The 18,105-nt window shown below is 59.6% G+C and carries 13 protein-coding genes; 12 read left to right on the forward strand and 1 reads right to left on the reverse strand.

The genetic code is table 11. The features are described 5' to 3' along the window. Nucleotides 1-78 precede the first annotated feature (78 nt). On the reverse strand, nt 79-1,203 hold the full coding sequence (locus KGB25_RS17850) for a polysaccharide deacetylase family protein (RefSeq protein WP_223436078.1): 1,125 nt from the start codon (nt 1,201-1,203) through the stop codon (nt 79-81). Between the two features lie 255 nt (nt 1,204-1,458). Here KGB25_RS17850 and yaaA point away from each other — a divergent pair, with 255 nt between their 5' ends. The 12 genes from yaaA (at nt 1,459) to KGB25_RS17910 (ending at nt 18,043) form a co-directional block, all read left to right on the forward strand. Next, nucleotides 1,459-2,238 carry a peroxide stress protein YaaA gene (yaaA, locus tag KGB25_RS17855; RefSeq protein WP_008025377.1) on the forward strand — a complete coding sequence of 260 codons (780 nt, stop codon included), beginning with the start codon at nt 1,459-1,461 and terminating at the stop codon, nt 2,236-2,238. An 823-nt stretch (nt 2,239-3,061) separates the two neighbouring features. Continuing rightward, a complete protein-coding gene (locus KGB25_RS17860; RefSeq protein ID WP_008044520.1) occupies nt 3,062-4,378 on the forward strand; it encodes a nucleotide sugar dehydrogenase in 1,317 nt (438 codons plus the stop codon). A gap of 152 nt (nt 4,379-4,530) precedes the next feature. Next, nucleotides 4,531-6,012 (forward strand): mannuronan synthase, encoded by a 1,482-nt coding sequence (gene alg8 / locus KGB25_RS17865; protein ID WP_392885477.1) that lies wholly within the window; start codon nt 4,531-4,533, stop codon nt 6,010-6,012. A 36-nt stretch (nt 6,013-6,048) separates the two neighbouring features. Then, nucleotides 6,049-7,218 (forward strand): alginate biosynthesis protein Alg44, encoded by a 1,170-nt coding sequence (locus KGB25_RS17870; RefSeq protein ID WP_008025372.1) that lies wholly within the window; start codon nt 6,049-6,051, stop codon nt 7,216-7,218. A 9-nt stretch (nt 7,219-7,227) separates the two neighbouring features. Continuing rightward, nucleotides 7,228-8,733: an alginate biosynthesis TPR repeat lipoprotein AlgK gene (algK, locus tag KGB25_RS17875; protein WP_223436080.1), complete on the forward strand. Its 1,506-nt coding sequence runs from the start codon at nt 7,228-7,230 to the stop codon at nt 8,731-8,733. Further along, on the forward strand, nt 8,730-10,214 hold the full coding sequence (locus KGB25_RS17880) for an alginate export family protein (protein WP_223436082.1): 1,485 nt from the start codon (nt 8,730-8,732) through the stop codon (nt 10,212-10,214). The genes algK and KGB25_RS17880 overlap by 4 nt, the downstream gene beginning before the upstream one ends. A gap of 26 nt (nt 10,215-10,240) precedes the next feature. Then, a complete protein-coding gene (gene algG, locus KGB25_RS17885) occupies nt 10,241-11,827 on the forward strand; it encodes a mannuronan 5-epimerase AlgG (protein ID WP_223436084.1) in 1,587 nt (528 codons plus the stop codon). A gap of 10 nt (nt 11,828-11,837) precedes the next feature. Continuing rightward, nucleotides 11,838-13,286, forward strand: coding sequence for an alginate O-acetyltransferase (locus KGB25_RS17890; RefSeq protein ID WP_192227782.1), 1,449 nt, complete (start codon nt 11,838-11,840; stop codon nt 13,284-13,286). A 7-nt stretch (nt 13,287-13,293) separates the two neighbouring features. Then, nucleotides 13,294-14,415: a mannuronate-specific alginate lyase gene (locus tag KGB25_RS17895; protein WP_223436087.1), complete on the forward strand. Its 1,122-nt coding sequence runs from the start codon at nt 13,294-13,296 to the stop codon at nt 14,413-14,415. A 204-nt stretch (nt 14,416-14,619) separates the two neighbouring features. Continuing rightward, the gene (locus KGB25_RS17900) at nt 14,620-16,185 is read left to right on the forward strand and encodes an MBOAT family O-acyltransferase (protein ID WP_008025362.1); all 1,566 of its coding nucleotides are present in this window, start codon (nt 14,620-14,622) and stop codon (nt 16,183-16,185) included. Nucleotides 16,186-16,196: 11 nt separating this feature from the next. Further along, nucleotides 16,197-17,372: an alginate O-acetyltransferase gene (locus KGB25_RS17905; protein WP_223436089.1), complete on the forward strand. Its 1,176-nt coding sequence runs from the start codon at nt 16,197-16,199 to the stop codon at nt 17,370-17,372. Between the two features lie 14 nt (nt 17,373-17,386). Beyond that, complete coding sequence (locus KGB25_RS17910; RefSeq protein WP_008025358.1) at nt 17,387-18,043, forward strand: alginate O-acetyltransferase AlgF; 657 nt, start codon at nt 17,387-17,389, stop codon at nt 18,041-18,043. Nucleotides 18,044-18,105: the final 62 nt, after the last annotated feature.

Genomic DNA, 18,105 nt, shown 5'->3' on the forward strand with positions numbered 1-18,105 from the left:
GTTAAAGTCGGAAGTCCGCCTGCACTGAATTTCCCTCCAAAATCGCCTTAGCCCCAATATTTACGGGCTTTCCCGCTTTCAGCGAAACGCATCCTGACAATCTTCCCAACCGATCCCGCTGAGCGCCGTTTGCGTCACAAGCCAGGGCATCGCCGTTTTCACGCCATCCTGTTTAATGTTGAAATTGATCACCCCATGCCGCCACAACAGCATCAGGGTCAACACGCGCTGCGCGCTCTGACTGGCCTTGAGTTTGCCGGCGCCGTCCTGGGCATCGATGTCCCACAGCGCCACTTGCAGGCCCTGGGATCTGAAGAAGCCTTGCGCGTCTGAACGGCGCTGACCATCGGGCGGACGAAACAACGGCACGTAGTTCTCCGGCAATTTGCTTTTGACCAGTTCGGCGCTGCGCCGCACCGAGTCCTGCCAGTCCTGCCAATAGCTGTGGGAGCGGAACTCCCAGCCTTGCACGCCGATGCACTGCGCCGAGTAAGTGGCCTGCAGGCTGGCGACGGAACGATCGCTCAGACGCGCCTGAATGTCCTTGCCAAGGACGAAAAACGTGCCCGTCATGTTGGCCTTGCGCAGGTACTCGGTGACCCATGCCGTGTTGTCCGGCGCGGCATTGGCGGCGCTGTCGAAGGTCAACAGGAACAGTCGGTCATGCATTTGCTCGCCGTTGCGCTCGTAGTCGCCAAAACGATCGATTTCGCTGCTGGTTTGCGGAAACAGCGCAGCCTTGCGCAATTGCTCGTCGAGGTACTGCGCATGGAACAGCCGGCTCGGCTCGGACCATTTGATGTAGTAGCTGTCGGCGCTGACCTGAAACTTGGCGGCTTGTTGGCGCAAAGTGGCCATGTCCTCCACCAGATAACACCAGGAAGCGTCCTGATCGCAGCTCTGTTGAGCGAAGTTGTAGTTGGTCAGCAGTCGTTGCCACATGCGCTGGCGCAGATGGTTGACCGAATCCGGATTGATCGTGCGCAGGCCCAGGCGCTGGGCCAGGCTCGCGTCATCCAGCGATTCGCTGGCCAGCAGCACGCGCGCGAACATCAGAATCTCTGCCCGCGAGGCGACATCGAACAGCGTCGGGCTGCTGAGCTGTTCAGGCCAGGTGCTGCGATCGAGCGTCGCCACATCGCCCGGCGCCGCCATGGCACCGAAACTCAACAGCCACGCCGAAAAAAGAAAAACGATACGCAATGGGATGTCTCCAGAACAAAACCCGCGCGGCACTATAGCTGATCCGGCATTAGCGCCACGATCTCCTGTAGGAGCGAGGCTTGCCCGCGAAGGCGGTGTATCAGTTACCGATGATGCCGACTGACATACCGCTTTCGCGGGCAAGCCTCGCTCCTACAGGGGATCGTGGCCACCGATCATCACCTATGGACTTGATAGCTGGAGTCAACACGGACAACCCCCTAGAATCGCCCCACGATTAAAGGAGACGACTTCATGCTGATGGTGATTTCCCCCGCCAAGACCCTCGACTACGAAACACCGCCGGCCACCCAACGTTTCACCCAGCCGCAATACCTCGACCATTCCCAGGAGCTGATCCTGCAATTGCGCGACCTGACGCCGGCGCAGATCAGCGAGCTGATGCATGTCTCCGATAAGATCGGCGGGCTCAACGCCGCGCGTTTCGGCAGCTGGACCCCGGCGTTCACGCCTGAAAACGCCAAACAGGCCCTGCTGGCGTTCAAGGGTGACGTTTATACCGGTCTCAACGCGCAAACCTTCAGCGAAGCCGATTTCGATTACGCCCAGCAGCATCTGCGCATGCTGTCCGGCCTGTATGGCCTGTTGCGTCCACTGGACCTGATGCAGCCGTACCGTCTGGAAATGGGCACCAAATTGCCCAACGCCCGTGGCAAGGACCTGTATGCCTTCTGGGGCACGCGCATCAGCGAATGGTTGAACGAAGCCCTGGCCGATCAGGGCGATGATGTGCTGCTGAACCTGGCGTCCAACGAGTATTTCTCGGCGGTCAAACGCAGCGCCCTGAATGCCCGCATCATCAATACCGAGTTCAAGGACCTGAAAAACGGTCAGTACAAGATCATCAGCTTCTACGCGAAAAAGGCCCGGGGCATGATGAGCCGCTTCGTCATCGAAGAACGCATCAACGACCCCGCCGCACTCAAGCAGTTTGACGTTCAGGGCTATCGGTACAGTGCCGAGCAGTCTAAACCGGACAACCTGGTGTTCCTGCGCGATCACGCCCCCGAGTAAATGCACCCGGTCGGTGCACGACCGCAAAAGCGTCGTGCACCGCCTTCAAATAGTCAAACAATCCCCCGCCTTTTTCGCCAGTTATTTGGCGCCAATTTTCAATCAATCAAAATCCTAACTTTAGTTTCACTCGACTTTCGTGATTTTTTTCAGTAGTGGCACTAAAAAAAATTATCAGTAGTGGCATAAAACTATCTAATCCAACGACGACCCTATGTATCAAGGGTGAAACAGCCGTTGCTATCAATATGAAAGCAGTGCCATCTTTTTCAATATTTCAAGAAATTTCAGAATTCGCGATGGGTGGACTGGAACTATGTCCAAATGCGTAGCTCATACCACCGGTAACCATTATCTCTGAACATGTACGAGATAACTTACGCAGAGAAGAGATTCACGTAGCGAAGTTGTCACAATAACTTCGGCTACATAATCCCTGATTTGGGCAACATCTGAAGGAAAGGAGATAACGCATCACTACTATCCCCTACACGGCCAAGGCAGCGCCCCTATAAACGTGCTCACCTGAGCACCAAACCGCTTGATTTACGGGCTTTCGGCCTGGCATTGAGCGCGCAAGACCTTTGCACGAAGGACCTCGACCAGAGGACTCGGCTGCATAACAGGGCAAGTCATAATAATAAGGCCTGGTTACGCACACCTTGAGTGCACTTATTTAGACACTCGGAACTTAGTATGCCTGTACACGGCATTGTGGCGCCTGACTGCCGCACTTCCGAGCGCACTACAACTGCTGAACACACTTAATTCCGGCCATGTAATGGCTTGTTGAACACAGTCTTGTTAACGAGAGGTAAATGCGATGCGCATCAGCATATTTGGTTTGGGTTACGTCGGTGCAGTATGTGCCGGTTGCCTGTCTGCACGGGGCCATGACGTCGTTGGCGTCGATGTCGCCAAAGACAAGATCGATATGATCAACGCCGGTAAATCACCGATTGTTGAACCGGGCCTGGGCGAACTGCTGGCCAAGGGTATCGAGACCGGTCGACTGCGCGGTACGACCAACTTCGCGGAAGCGATTCGCGACACCGACCTGTCGATGATCTGCGTCGGCACGCCGAGCAAGAAGAACGGCGACCTGGAACTGAACTACATCGAAGCCGTGTGCCGCGAGATCGGTTTTGTCCTGCGTGACAAGACCACCCGCCACACCATCGTGGTTCGCAGCACCGTTTTGCCGGGCACTGTCGCAAACGTTGTCATCCCGATTCTCGAAGACTGCTCCGGCAAGAAAGCCGGTGTTGATTTCGGTGTGGCGGTGAACCCTGAGTTCCTGCGCGAAAGCACCGCGATCGCCGACTACGACCTGCCACCGATGACCGTCATCGGCGAATTCGACAAGGCGTCCGGCGACGTTCTGCAATCGCTGTACGAAGAACTCGACGCGCCGATCATCCGCAAGGACATCGCCGTTGCCGAGATGATCAAGTACACCTGCAACGTGTGGCACGCCACCAAGGTGACCTTCGCCAACGAGATCGGCAACATCGCCAAGGCGTGCGGCGTCGATGGTCGTGAAGTGATGGAAGTGGTCTGCCAGGACAAGACACTGAACCTGTCCCAGTACTACATGCGCCCTGGTTTCGCCTTCGGCGGTTCGTGCCTGCCCAAAGACGTGCGCGCCCTGACCTACCGCGCCGGCGCCCTGGACGTGGAATCGCCGCTGCTGAACTCGCTGATGCGCAGCAACGAATCCCAGGTGCAGAACGCCTTCGACATCGTTTCCAGCCACGACAAACGCAAAGTCGCCCTGCTGGGCCTGAGCTTCAAGGCCGGCACCGACGACCTGCGCGAAAGCCCGCTGGTTGATCTGGCAGAAATGCTGATCGGCAAAGGCTACGACCTGAGCATCTACGACGCCAACGTCGAATACGCCCGCGTTCACGGTGCGAACAAGGACTACATCGAGTCGAAGATTCCTCACGTCTCGTCCTTGCTCAACTCCGACTTCGACGAAGTGATCAACAACTCCGACGTGATCATCCTCGGCAACCGTGACGAGAAATTCCGCGCCCTGGCGCAGAACGCTCCGCACGGCAAGCAAGTGATCGACCTGGTCGGCTTCATGTCGAAAGCCACCAGCGTGAGTGGCCGCACCGAAGGCATCTGCTGGTAACACGCCGCGCTCTGTAGGAGCCAGGCTTGCCGGCGAACCAGGCGCCCCGGTGTGTCAGGCAGGCAGCCTTCGCGGGCAAGCCTCGCTCCTACAGTTTTTACGCCTGCCTTAACCCATTCGGGCCTCGCCCGAGATCGAGACGGATGCAGATTATGCACAGGCTAAAGCACGGCCTACTTCAGGCCGCCGGTTGGCTGTTTTACTTAAGTATTTTGATGGGCATCGCCATGGCGTTGCCTGTGTCCACATTCGACTCCGAGTCGAAGGACTTCATTTTCCTGATCGGTATCGTCGGTATCTGGCGCTACTCGATGGGTGCCACGCACTTTCTGCGCGGCATGCTGTTTCTGTACGTGGTCTACCCGCACCTGCGGCGCAAAGTGCGCAAGCTGGGTAAAGCGGCAGACCCGTCCCATGTGTTTTTGATGGTCACCAGTTTCCGTATCGACGCGCTGACCACCGCCCAGGTCTACGCCTCGGTGATCCGTGAAGCGATCGACTGCGGCCTGCCGACCACCATGGTCTGCTCCATCGTGGAAATGTCCGATGAGAAGCTGGTGAAAAGCCTGTGGACCAAGATGAATCCACCGGAGCGCGTCAAGCTCGACTTCGTGCGCATTCCCGGCACCGGCAAGCGTGATGGCCTGGCCTACGGTTTCCGCGCCATCTCCCGTCACCTGCCGGACGACCGCGCCGTGGTGGCTGTGATCGATGGCGACACCGTGCTCGCCGAAGGCGTCGTGCTCAAGACCGTGCCGTGGTTCCAGCTGTTCGGCAATGTCGGCGGCCTGACCACCAACGAGTTCTGCGAAGTGCGCGGCGGCTACATCATGAGCGAGTGGCACAAGCTGCGCTTCGCCCAGCGTCACATCAACATGTGCTCGATGGCCTTGTCAAAACGCGTACTGACCATGACCGGCCGCATGTCGGTGTTCCGCGCCACCGTGGTCACCAACCCGGACTTCATCGCCGATGTGGAAAGCGACTCGCTGCAACACTGGCGCCTGGGCCGCTTCAAGTTCCTCACCGGTGACGACAAGTCGAGCTGGTTCAGCCTGATGCGCCTGGGCTACGACACGTTCTACGTGCCCGACGCGGCGATCCACACCGTGGAACACCCGCCGGAAAAAAGCTTCATCAAGGCCAGCCGCAAACTGATGTTCCGCTGGTACGGCAATAACCTGCGCCAGAACTCCCGCGCCCTGGGCCTGGGGATGAAGCGCCTCGGCCTGTTCACCTCGGTGGTGCTGTTCGATCAGCGTGTATCGATGTGGACGTCCTTGCTGGGCCTGACCGTCGCGCTCATCGCGTCGTTCAAGTACGGCACCGCGTTCATCCTCGTTTACCTGCTGTGGATCGGCATCACCCGCCTGATCCTGACCCTGCTGCTGTCCTGCTCCGGTCACCGGATCGGCCCGGCTTACCCGGCGATTCTCTATTACAACCAGATCGTCGGCGCGCTGGTGAAAATCTACGTGTTCTTCCGCCTCGACCAACAGTCCTGGACTCGCCAGCCCACTTCCCTGACCCGTGATCTCGCCAGCTTTCAACGTTGGTTCAACACCTGGTCGTCTCGGACCATGACCTTCTCCGCCGGCAGCATTTTTGTCGCCGTGCTGCTGATGATGGTCTGACCGCCCCCTTATTGAATTAACCAGGAAATCGCCCCTATGAATACCGCCGTCAACGCCAATGTAGTGCATGAATCCGAAGCCCAGCGCCAACACGCCCGAGTGAAAATTCCGGCCAAGCTGCGTTTCTTCGGTCCGGACCGCACGCCGGTTGAAGCCCGGGTCCTCGACCTCTCCGCCGGCGGCCTGGCGTTCAACGCCGGTCAGCTGCCGCTGAAGGTCGGCGATGTGCACAAGGCTCGCCTGCAGTTCGTCATCGATAACCTCGGCCTGGCCATGGACGTAGAGATGCAAGTACGCTCCTTCGACCGCCAGACCGGCCGTGCCGGTTGCCAGTTCCAGAACCTGGAACCGCAAGACATCTCGACCCTGCGCCACCTGATCACTTCGCACCTGGCCGGCGACATCGTCAGCATGGGTGAAGTGCTGGCGACCCTGCAGCGCGACAACTTCACCAAGGCGCGCAAGGTCAAGGATGGCGGCCACGGCATGACCGCGTTCGGTCGCCTGCGTGCCGTGACCTTCAGCCTGGGGATTTTCCTCGTCGGTCTGGCGGCGTTCGGTTTCATTTTCAAATCGGTGTACGGCATGTACTTCGTCAGCCACGCACAGGCCGGTCTGGTCAGTGTGCCGGGCATGAGCATCACCATGCCCCGTGACGGCACCGTGCAAAGCCTGATCAAGGCCGACGGCGTTGCCGCCAAAGGCGCGCCACTGGCGACGTTCAGCACCAGCATGCTCGACGTGCTCAAGGGCCATCTTGACGACAATCAACTGCAACCGGCCAAGGTTGAAGAACTGTTCGGCAAGCAAATGACCGGCACCCTGACCTCGCCATGCGATTGCACCGTGGCCCAGCAACTGGTCGCCGACGGTCAGTACGCCAGCAAGGGCGACGTGATCTTCCAACTGGTGCCGCGTAACAGCGAAGCCAACGTTGAAGCGCGCTTCTCCTATCGCCAGTTCAGCGACGTGCGCCCAGGCACCAACGTCAACTTCCAGATTGCCGGCGAAGACAAGACCCGCACCGGCAAGATCGTCAGCAGCACCAGCCTGAAAAGCGCCGACCTGTCGTCCGACATCCGCGTGCTGATCCAGCCGGACGAACCGCTGGACAGCAAGTTCGCCGGTCGCCCGGTTGAAGTGAACAGCGACCGTGGCCCGAACCTGAACTGGCTGATCGATAAAGCCATGGCTTCCGGTCTTTAAGTCGAGGACATGCCTGTGACGACTCCTACCTTGAACACACCGCAGACCCTGTGGGAGCGAGCCTGCTCGCGATGGGATCAACGCGGTTCAACTGATGCACCGCGCAACCTGAATCGCCAGCAGGCTGGCTCCCACATTGGAACAGTGTGTGCCTTGGCATTGGCAGTCAGCCTGGCCGGTTGCGCCGGTCTGCCCGACCAGCGTCTGGCCAATGAAGCGCTCAAGCGCGGCGACACCGCGCTGGCTCAGCAGAACTACAAGCAACTGGCTGACCTGGGCTACAGCGAGGCCCAAGTAGGCCTCGCCGATATCCAGGTCGACAGCCGCGACCCGGCGCAGGTCAAGCAGGCCGAGGCGACTTACCGCGCGGCGGCCGACGTTTCGCCGCGAGCGCAGGCTCGCCTGGGTCGCTTGCTGGTGGCCAAACCCGGTTCCACCGAAGCCGAACAGCACGAAGCTGAAGCCCTGCTGAAAAAGGCTTCGGCCAATGGCGAAGGCAACACGCTGATCCCGCTGGCGATGCTGTACCTGCAATACCCGCACAGTTTCCCCAACGTCAACGCGCAACAGCAGATCAGCCAATGGCGCGCCGAAGGCAAACCGGAAGCCGGCCTGGCCCAGGTGCTGCTCTATCGCACCCAAGGCACTTACGACCAGCACCTGGACGAAGTCGCAACGATCTGCAAAGCGGCGTTGAACACCACCGACATCTGCTACGTCGAGCTGGCCACGGTTTACCAGAAACAAGGCAAACCGGAACAGCAAGCCGAGCTGATCAAGCAGATGCAAGCGGCACATACCCGTGGCACCGTTTCCGCCCAGCGCGTGGACAGCGTCGCTCGTGTGCTCGGTGATGCAAGCCTGGGCAAGACCGACGAAAAAACCGCTCAGGCACTGCTCGAAGACATCGCCCCCGCCTACCCCGCTTCGTGGGTCAGCCTGGCGCAATTGCTCTACGACTTCCCGGAACTCGGCGACGTCGACATGATGATGAAGTACCTGGACAACGGCCGCGCCGCTGACCAGCCGCGCGCCGAACTGTTGCTCGGCAAGCTCTACTACGAAGGCAAATGGGTGCCGGCGGACGCGAAAGTCGCCGAAGCACATTTCCAGAAAGCCGTCGGCAAGGAAGTCGCCGCCGATTACTACCTCGGCCAGATCTACCGTCGTGGTTACCTGGGCAAGGTCTATTCGCAGAAGGCACTGGACCACTTGCTGACCGCTGCGCGCAACGGCCAGAACAGCGCCGACTTCGCCATCGCCCAGCTGTTTTCCCAAGGCAAGGGCACCAAGCCCGACCCGCTTAACGCTTATGTCTTCAGCCAATTGGCCAAGGCCCAGAACACCCCGCAGGCCACCGAGCTTGCGCAAACTCTCGAAGCCCAACTGCCGCCTGCCCAGCTGGCCGAGGCCCAACGCCTGTTGAAACAAGAACAGGCCGTTCGTGGCGCCTTGAGCCAGAACACGCTGGAACTGCATGCCCTGCAAGAAGAAGACGGCGAGGAATCCCTATGAAGTTGAATCCATTCATGAAGGCCGGCATCGGCCTGACGTTTGCGCTGATCTGGTCTTGCCCGACCCTGGCGGCAATCACCGAAACCAAGAATTTCGGTCTGGACGTAAAAATCACCGGCCAGTCCGAAGACGACCGTGACCTCGGCACTGCCAGCGGCGGCGACGTCAATGGCGTCGGTCTCGACCTGCGTCCCTGGGTCTACGGCGAAAGCGGCGCGTGGAGCGCCTACGCCATGGGTCAGGCCGTGACGTCCACCGACATCATCGAAACCGACACCTTGCAGCAGTCCGACAGCGACGGCACCCAGACCACCGACAACGGTGATCGCAAGACCAAGAAAAACTACCTGGCGATGCGCGAATTCTGGGTTGGCTACAGCGGCCTGACACCGTATCCGGGCGAGCAGTTGAAACTCGGTCGCCAACGCCTGCGCAACGACGACGGCCAATGGCGCGACACCAACATCGAAGCCCTGAACTGGACCTTCGACACCACACTGTTGCGCGCCAACGTCGGCGTCGCCGAACGCTTCAGCGAATACCGCACCGACCTCAAAGAGTTGGCGCCGAAAGACAAGGATCGCCTGCACCTCTACGCCGACGCGGCGTATCAGTGGACACCGGGCAACTGGGTCGGCATTCGCGGTCATCACACCCACGACGACGGCAAGCTCGACTACCCGGAACCGGGCGTGCCCGGCGACTCGCTGGACAAGAAACAGAACGGCGACATCAGCTGGCTCGGCCTCACCGCTGACAGCGACGCCTACAACTACCGCAACACCAACACCGTCAATTACTGGGGCAGCGTCACCGGCATGAGCGGCGACACCGACACGGTGAATCAGCTCAACGCCGACGGCTCGCGCCCGACGGAAGCCAAGCGCGGTGAAGACCTCAACGGCTGGGCCACCGATATCGGCGTGCGCCTGCGCCTCGATCTGCAATGGCAAGTGGGTGCAGCCTATGCTCGCGCCAGTGCCGATTACGAACAGAACGGCCTGGAAAGCAACCGCTCGAACTACACCGGTACTCGCTCGCGGGTTCACCGTTTCGGCGAAGCGTTCCGCGGCGAAATGAACAACATGCAAACCGCTACGTTGTTCGGTTCGTGGATGCTCAACGACGAATACGACGCCAGCGTGATCTACCACAAGTTCTGGCGCGTCGACGGCAACAAGCCGGTCGGCAGCAACGGCATCAACGCCGTCGAGAACGACACCGACCCAACCGGCGCGATTCTCTCCAGCACGTCCCTGCCGCTGGAAGATGGCAACAAAGACCTCGGCCAGGAAATGGACCTTGTGGTCACCAAGTACTTCAAGCAAGGCCTGTTGCCTGCCGCGCTGAGCCAGTCGATCGACGAACCGTCGGCCCTGGTGCGCTTGCGTGGCGGCGTGTTCAAGCCGGGCGATGCCTACGGCAAAGAAGTCGACTCGTACATGCACCGCGCGTTCATCGACGTGATCTGGCGCTTCTGATGCGAACCGCTAAGGGAGTTCCTGACATGAACAGTCCGAAGAGAGGCTCGTTGACCTTGCTGGCCGGCGCGATGCTGCTGGCAAGCTCGGCTTGCTTCGCCAACGTGGAACCGGCGGCTCCTAACCCGTTGAAGCCGGTAACCATGGCCAAGGAACTGCAACAGGCCAAGACCTACACCGTCAGCAGCGCCCCAACCGCGCCGCTGGAACTGGAAAAGCCGACACTGCCAGACACCACCGGCTACACCGCCGACGCCATCGCCGCGAAAATCGTGCGCACCAAGGCCGGCAAAATCAGCGTGCGTCGGATGATGCAAGAGAACGCGCTGAAGGACTTCATCGGCGGCGACAACAAGATGGCCGAGTGGGTGGTGCGTCAGCACGGTATCCCGCAGGCGATCTTCATCGACGACGGCTACATGAACCTCAAGGACCTGGCGAAGAAACTGCCCAAGCAGTACTTCAGCGAAACCTCGCCGGGCGTGTTCCTGGCGAAGTTGCCGATTGTGGTCGGTGAGAAAGGCATCCTCGAAATCGACAAGCAAACGCAAGAATTGCGCCTGTCCCAAGAGGCTGGTTCATTCCTGGTCAACGACGGCCAGCTGTTTGTGCGCGACACCAAAATCACAGGCTGGCGCGAGAAGGACAACGGCCCGGCGACGTTCAAGTCGCCGAAGGAATTCCGTCCGTTCCTGCTGGCCTGGGGCGGCACCCAGACCTACATCGCCAACAGCAAGATGGCCAGTTTCGGCTACGCCAACAGTAAGTCCTATGGCGTGAGTATTTCCCAGTACACGCCGAACATGGCCAAGGTGCTCAAGCGTCCTGAACCGACCGGCTGGATCATCGGTTCCGAGTTCTCGGACATGTGGTACGGCTTCTACTGCTACGAAACCCGCGACTTCGTGGTCAAGGGCAACACCTACAAAGACAACATCGTCTACGGCATCGACCCGCATGACCGTTCGCACGGCCTGATCATCGCCGACAACACCGTTTACGGGACCAAGAAGAAGCACGGGATCATCATTTCCCGTGAGGTCAACGACAGCTTCATCTTCAACAACCGCAGCTACGACAACAAGTTGTCGGGCCTGGTGATCGACCGGAACAGCGTCAACAACATCATTGCCTACAACGAGATCTACAAGAACCACACCGACGGCATCACCCTCTACGAGAGTGCCGACAACCTGCTGTGGGCGAACAAGGTGATCAGCAACCGTCGCCACGGCATCCGCATTCGTAACAGCGTGAACATTCGCCTGTACGAAAACCTGTCCATGGCCAACGGCCTGACCGGCGTCTACGGCCACATCAAGGACCTGAGCGACACCGACCGGGACATCAAGCTCGACCCGTTCGACGCCCAGGTGTCGCTGATCGTTGTCGGCGGCGAACTGGCCGGCAACGGCAGTGGCCCGCTGTCCATCGACTCGCCGCTGAGCGTCGAGCTGTATCGCGTGTCCATGCTTGCCCCGACCAAATCCAGCGGCATCAGCTTCAGCGGGATTCTCGGCGAGCGTCAGGATGAAATTCTCGACCTGCTGGTACGCCAGCAGAAAGCCGTGCTGATCGACCCTGTCGAACGCCAGACCGAAATGCGGGACTGAGGATAATTTTATGCACCCACACTTGATCAAATTACTCAGCCTGTCGGCCCTGACCGCCGGCATTCTCGCGGCCAGCGGCGGCGTTCGTGCAGATGAAGCCAAAGCGCCGACATTCAGCGCCGAACCGTGCTGCAACCTGTGCCCCGAAGCCCACGACGCGAAGAACTACACCACGCGTTATCAGCAGAACTTCACCACGCTGGTGCAGGCTCAGGGCGACTGGCTGTTCCGTACGCAAGAAGACTTGCGCACCGAATTCGACACCACCCCCGCCGGCTACAAACGCATGAAAGAACTGCACGATGCGTTCAAGAGCAAAGGCGTGGAGCTGGTGATTGTTTACCAACCCACTCGTGGCCTGGTAAACCGCAACAAGCTCAATCCGGAAGACAAGGCCAGGTTCGATTTCGACAAGGCGCTGAGGAACTACAAGACCATGCTCGGCCGCTTTGCCGCCATGGGTTACGTGGTGCCGGACCTGTCGCCGCTGACCAACGAGTCGCTGCCCGACACCCTGCCCGCCCACGACTTCTACTTCCGTGGCGACCAGCACTGGACGCCGTATGGCGCCCAGCGCACGGCAAAAATCGTCGGCGAGAAAATCAAGCAACTGCCTGAGTTTGCCGGCATTCCCAAGCGTGAATTCGAGAGCCACAAGTCGGGTCGCATGGGCAAGACCGGAACGTTGCACAACATGGCCGGTCAACTCTGTGGCACCAGCTACGCGATCCAGTACATGGATCAATTCACCACCGAGCCAAAAGGCGAAGCAGCGGATGGCGATCTGTTCAGTGACTCCGGCAACCCGGAGATCACCCTGGTCGGCACCAGCCACAGTGGCAAGAACTACAACTTCGCCGGTTTCCTCGAAGAGGCCATCGGCGCCGACATCCTCAACGTGGCGTTCCCCGGCGGTGGCCTGGAAGGTTCGATGCTGCAGTACCTGGGCAGCGAAGAGTTCCAGACCAAGCCGCCGAAGATTCTGATCTGGGAATTCTCGCCGCTCTATCGCCTCGACCAGGAAACCATCTACCGCCAGATGATGGCGCTGCTGGACAACGGTTGCGAAGGCAAGGATGCACAGATGTCCGGCAGCACCACGTTGAAACCGGGCAAGAACGAATTGATGGTCAACAGCAAGAACCTGAACCTGCAAAACAGCAGTCACCAGGTCGACATCCGTTTCGCCGATCCGTCGGTGAAAACCCTGCAAGCCACCCTCTGGTACATGAACGGTCGCCACGAGGACATCAAGATCGAAAAACCGGAAACCTCCGACACCGACGGGCGTTTCGCCTTTGAGTTGCGCACGGACGAAGACTGGGCCTCGCAGAATCTGCTGGCCGTCGAAATCCAGGGTCCTGAAGCAGGTGCCGCGCAGCAGAAAGTCGAAGCGAAAATCTGCAAACGCAACGTGTTCCCGAGTGCCGAGCAGCGTACTGCTTCGGTCGGGCAATGAGGCAATCATGCAAACCCGAACTTTGAAAAAGCTACTCGCGCCCTCCCTGCTGACGCTGGCCATGTTCGCCGGCGCCACCCAGGCCGCCGCGCCGCTGCGTCCGCCACAGGGTTACTTCGCGCCGATTGAAAAAATCAAAACCGGTGACAGCAAAGAAGGCTGTGACGCGATGCCGACGCCGTACACCGGCGCGCTGCAATTTCGCAGCAAATACGAAGGTTCCGACAAGGCCCGTTCGACCCTGAACGAGGTATCGGAAAAAGCCTTCCGCGACACCACCGCCGACATCACCAAGATCGAGCGCGGCACCAGCAAACGCGTGATGCAGTTCATGCGTGACGGTCGTCCGGAACAGCTCGAATGCACGCTGAACTGGTTGACCGCCTGGGCCAAGGCCGATGCGTTGATGTCCAAAGACTTCAACCACACCGGCAAATCGATGCGCAAATGGGCGTTGGGCAGCATGGCGTCTTCGTACATCCGCCTGAAATTCTCCGACTCGCATCCGTTGGCGAACCACCAGCAAGAGTCGCAGTTGATTGAAGCCTGGTTCAGCAAAATGGCCGATCAGGTGGTCAGCGATTGGGACAACCTGCCGCTGGAACAAACCAACAACCACTCGTACTGGGCCGCCTGGTCGGTGATGGCAACGTCCGTCGCCACCAACCGCCGCGACCTGTTCGACTGGGCCGTGAAGGAATACAAGGTCGGCGCCAATCAGGTCGACGCCCAAGGCTTCTTGCCCAACGAACTCAAGCGCCAGCAACGCGCCCTCGCCTATCACAACTACGCCCTGCCGCCGCTGGCGATGATCGCCAGTTTCGCTCAGGTCAACGGTGTGGATCTGCGTCAGGAAAACAACGGCGCGTTGAAACGTTTGGGTGATCGAGTGCTCGCCGGGGTTAAAGACCCGGACGAATTCGAGAACAAGAACGGCAAGGAACAGGACATGACCGACCTCAAGGTCGACTCGAAATTCGCCTGGCTCGAACCGTTCTGCACGCTCTACACCTGCTCGCCGGATGTGCTTGAGAAAAAGCACGAGATGCAGCCGTTCAAGACCTTCCGCCTCGGGGGTGACCTGACCAAGGTCTACGACCCGGCGAACGAAAAAGGCAAAGGTTCTTAACGCATAACCCCTGTAGGAGCGAGGCGTGCCCGCGAAGAACGATGACACGGTTCATCAGTTCCACCGCGTAACGGCCTTCGCGGGCAAGCCTCGCTCCTACAAGGATCGCGGTGGTTTGAATGCAATACATCTCCCCAGGTTTTTATTGGGGGGGTTTGGGGGGGCTGCGGCCCTTGACTGTTGGTTAAACATGGAGAGACCGGGATGGTATTTTCATCCAACGTGTTCCTGTTTTTGTTCCTGCCGATCTTTCTCGGCATGTACTACTTGAGCGGAATACGCTATCGCAACCTACTGCTGCTGATCGCCAGCTATGTGTTCTATGCCTGGTGGCGCGTGGACTTCCTGGCGTTGTTCGCCGCCGTCACGCTGTGGAACTACTGGATCGGCCTCAAAGTCGGCGCCGCAGGCGTTCGGACCAAACCGGCCCAGCGCTGGCTGCTGCTCGGCGTGGCCGTCGACCTGTGCATTCTCGGCTACTTCAAGTACGCCAACTTCGGTGTCGACAGCATCAACGCGATGATGACGTCGGTGGGTCTGTCGCCGTTCATCCTGACCCACGTGCTGTTGCCGATCGGGATCTCGTTCTACATCTTCGAGTCCATCAGCTACATCATCGACGTCTACCGTGGTGACACCCCGGCAACGCGTAACCTGATCGACTTTGCGGCCTTCGTGGCGATCTTCCCGCACCTGATTGCCGGCCCGGTGTTGCGTTTTCGCGACCTGGCCGACCAGTTCAACAACCGCACCCATACCCTCGACAAGTTCTCCGAGGGCTGCACGCGGTTCATGCAGGGTTTCATCAAGAAGGTCTTCATCGCCGACACCCTCGCGGTGGTGGCCGACCATTGCTTCGCCTTGCAGAACCCGACCACGGGCGATGCCTGGCTCGGCGCGCTGGCGTACACCGCGCAGTTGTATTTCGACTTCTCCGGTTACAGCGACATGGCCATCGGCCTGGGCTTGATGATGGGTTTCCGCTTCATGGAAAACTTCAAGCAGCCGTACATCAGCCAGTCGATCACCGAGTTCTGGCGTCGCTGGCACATCAGCCTGTCCACCTGGCTGCGTGACTACCTGTACATCACGCTGGGCGGTAACCGCAAAGGCACGCTGATGACCTATCGCAACCTGTTCCTGACCATGCTGCTCGGTGGTCTGTGGCACGGCGCGAACATCACCTACATCGTGTGGGGTGCGTGGCACGGCATGTGGCTGGCAATTGAAAAAGCCCTGGGCCTGAACACTTCGCCGCGCAGCATCAACCCGATCCGCTGGGCGCTGACCTTCCTGCTGGTAGTGATGGGCTGGGTGATCTTCCGCGCCGAAAACCTGCACGTCGCCGGCCGCATGTACGGCGCGATGTTCAGCTTCGGCGAGTGGTCGCTGTCGGAACTCAACGAGGCCAACCTCACCGGTCTGCAAGTGGCGACTCTGGTGGTGGCGTACGCAACCCTGGCGTTCTTCGGCATCCGTGACTTCTACAGCAACCAGCCACCGGTCAAGACCAAACCTGCGGTCAACGTCGAGGCGGATGGCCCTGCCGGTGCGACACCAGGAATGATCAAAGCCGTACCGGGCGACAACCCGGCCAGCATCCACCAACCGGGTTACACCGTTGGCGTTGAAGCCACCGTGCAACCGGCTTACTGGACGGCGGACTGGTCGCGTTACGTGATGCGCACGCTGGTACTGGTGCTGTTCATTGCCTCGATTTTCAAACTCTCGGCGCAAAGCTTCTCGCCGTTCCTTTACTTCCAGTTCTGAGGGATCTGACCATGACCCGCTCATTACGCATCTTCTATATCAGCCTGTTTATGGTGACCTTGCTGGTCCTGGGCCTGTGGTCGACGCGCAGCTTCTTCGGCTTCAGCACCAACGCCGATGCGACGGTGCTCAATGGCCGCTGGGCCAAGGCTGTCGAAACGCACTACGACGAAGAGTTCCCGATCAAGCGCCTGGGCACCAACCTCTGGGCTGCGCTGGATTTCAAACTGTTCAACGAAGGTCGTCCGGGCGTCGTGCTCGGTCGCGATCAGTGGTTGTACAGCGATGAAGAATTCAACCCGATCGTCAACGAAGAGTTGAACCTGCAAGGCAACTACGCGCTGGTCGAAGGCGTGCGCCAGGAACTGAAAGAGAAAGGCGTGAAACTGGTGATGGCGATCGTGCCGGCCAAGACTCGCCTGTATCCGGAACACCTGGGCGAAGTTAAGCCTTCGAGTATTCACGCCAATCTTTATGAGGACTTCCACGCTCGTCTGGCGGCCAACAAGATCCTCGCACCCGACCTGTATGGCCCCCTGCTGAAGGCCAAGCTCGACGGTCAGCAAGTGTTCCTGCGCACCGACACCCACTGGACCCCGGAAGGCGCGCAAATCGCCGCCCAGACCCTGGCCAAAACCATTGCCGAGAAAACCCCGCTCAGCGGCGAGCCTCAACGCTTCGTCACCGAGCCGGCAGAGAAAGTGACCCACAAGGGTGACCTGCGTTTGTTCCTGCCGCTCGACCCACTGTTCGAAAACCTGATGCCGGCGACCGAGCCGCTGCAGAAGCGCAACACCGTGGTGGCCGACGATCAGGCTGGCGGTGATGACGCGCTGTTCGCCAACACCGAAGTGCCGGTGGCCCTGATCGGCACCAGCTACAGCGCCAACCCGAACTGGAACTTCGTCGGCGCGCTGAAAGAAGCGCTGAACAGCGACGTGGTCAATTACGCCGAAGACGGCCACGGCCCGATTCTGCCGATGCTCAGCTACCTGAAAAGCGATGCCTTCAAGAACAGCCCGCCACAGGTGCTGATCTGGGAGTTTCCTGAACGTTATCTGCCTGTGAACAACGAAATCGGCGACGCCGACCCGCAGTGGGTCGCAGCGCTCAAAGAAGCCGGCGCTCGCCAACAAAACGTAGCCGTAAACACTAAATCCGAGACGCCCGACCGGGCGCAAAACTGAAAGAGAGGTACACCATGACTTTCACTACTACTCCTCGCCGTCTCGCCAAGACCTTTGCTCTGGCCGCAACCTTCAGCGTGCTGTCCATGAACGCCTTCGCCGCCGGTGACTCGGCGCTCTACGGTCCGACCGCGCCTAAAGGTTCGAGCTTCGTACGGGTCTATAACGCCGGTAACGCTGAAGTCAGCGCCACCGTCGGCAGCACCAGCCTGAGCGACGTCGCGCCGCTGTCCAGCACTGACTTCAGCTTCATGCCGGGCGGCGACTACAGCGCCAAGGTCGGCAGCCAGACCCTGCCAGTGAAACTGGCCGGCGATCACTATTACACCCTGGTCAACAACGCCAGCGGCGCGCCGCAACTGATCGAAGAGCCGCCGTTCAAGAACAAGCAGAAATCCCTGGTTCGCGTACAGAACCTGAGCGACAAGGCCCTGACCCTGAAAACCGCTGACGGCAAGACCGAAGTGGTCCCGTCCGTGGCCGCCAAGGGCCGTGGCGAGCGTGAAATCAACCCGGTCAAAGTCAGCCTGGCGCTATACGATGGCGCCACGAAAGTAGGCGACGTGAAACCGGTTGCCCTGGAACGCGGTGAAGCGGCGGTGCTGTACGTCACCGGCAACGGCAGCAGCCTGTCGCCAGTCTGGGTAAAACGCCCGGTTTCGACGCGCTAACAAATTTTTCCTGATTGCTGATGGCCCACAGGCCCGCTGAAAAAACGCGGTCCCCTGTAGGC

Origin of the sequence: Pseudomonas sp. BF-RE-21 (assembly GCF_019947305.1) — a bacterium.
Lineage (GTDB): Bacteria > Pseudomonadota > Gammaproteobacteria > Pseudomonadales > Pseudomonadaceae > Aquipseudomonas > Aquipseudomonas migulae.

What these genes read in the sequence shown, in the direction of transcription:
- yaaA (WP_008025377.1), top strand. Translation starts at nt 1,459, where the DNA reads ATGCTGATGGTGATTTCCCCCGCCAAGACCCTCGACTACGAAACACCG.
- KGB25_RS17860 (WP_008044520.1), top strand. Translation starts at nt 3,062, where the DNA reads ATGCGCATCAGCATATTTGGTTTGGGTTACGTCGGTGCAGTATGTGCC.
- alg8 (WP_392885477.1), top strand. Translation starts at nt 4,531, where the DNA reads ATGCACAGGCTAAAGCACGGCCTACTTCAGGCCGCCGGTTGGCTGTTT.
- KGB25_RS17870 (WP_008025372.1), top strand. Translation starts at nt 6,049, where the DNA reads ATGAATACCGCCGTCAACGCCAATGTAGTGCATGAATCCGAAGCCCAG.
- algK (WP_223436080.1), top strand. Translation starts at nt 7,228, where the DNA reads ATGCCTGTGACGACTCCTACCTTGAACACACCGCAGACCCTGTGGGAG.
- KGB25_RS17880 (WP_223436082.1), top strand. Translation starts at nt 8,730, where the DNA reads ATGAAGTTGAATCCATTCATGAAGGCCGGCATCGGCCTGACGTTTGCG.
- algG (WP_223436084.1), top strand. Translation starts at nt 10,241, where the DNA reads ATGAACAGTCCGAAGAGAGGCTCGTTGACCTTGCTGGCCGGCGCGATG.
- KGB25_RS17890 (WP_192227782.1), top strand. Translation starts at nt 11,838, where the DNA reads ATGCACCCACACTTGATCAAATTACTCAGCCTGTCGGCCCTGACCGCC.
- KGB25_RS17895 (WP_223436087.1), top strand. Translation starts at nt 13,294, where the DNA reads ATGCAAACCCGAACTTTGAAAAAGCTACTCGCGCCCTCCCTGCTGACG.
- KGB25_RS17900 (WP_008025362.1), top strand. Translation starts at nt 14,620, where the DNA reads ATGGTATTTTCATCCAACGTGTTCCTGTTTTTGTTCCTGCCGATCTTT.
- KGB25_RS17905 (WP_223436089.1), top strand. Translation starts at nt 16,197, where the DNA reads ATGACCCGCTCATTACGCATCTTCTATATCAGCCTGTTTATGGTGACC.
- KGB25_RS17910 (WP_008025358.1), top strand. Translation starts at nt 17,387, where the DNA reads ATGACTTTCACTACTACTCCTCGCCGTCTCGCCAAGACCTTTGCTCTG.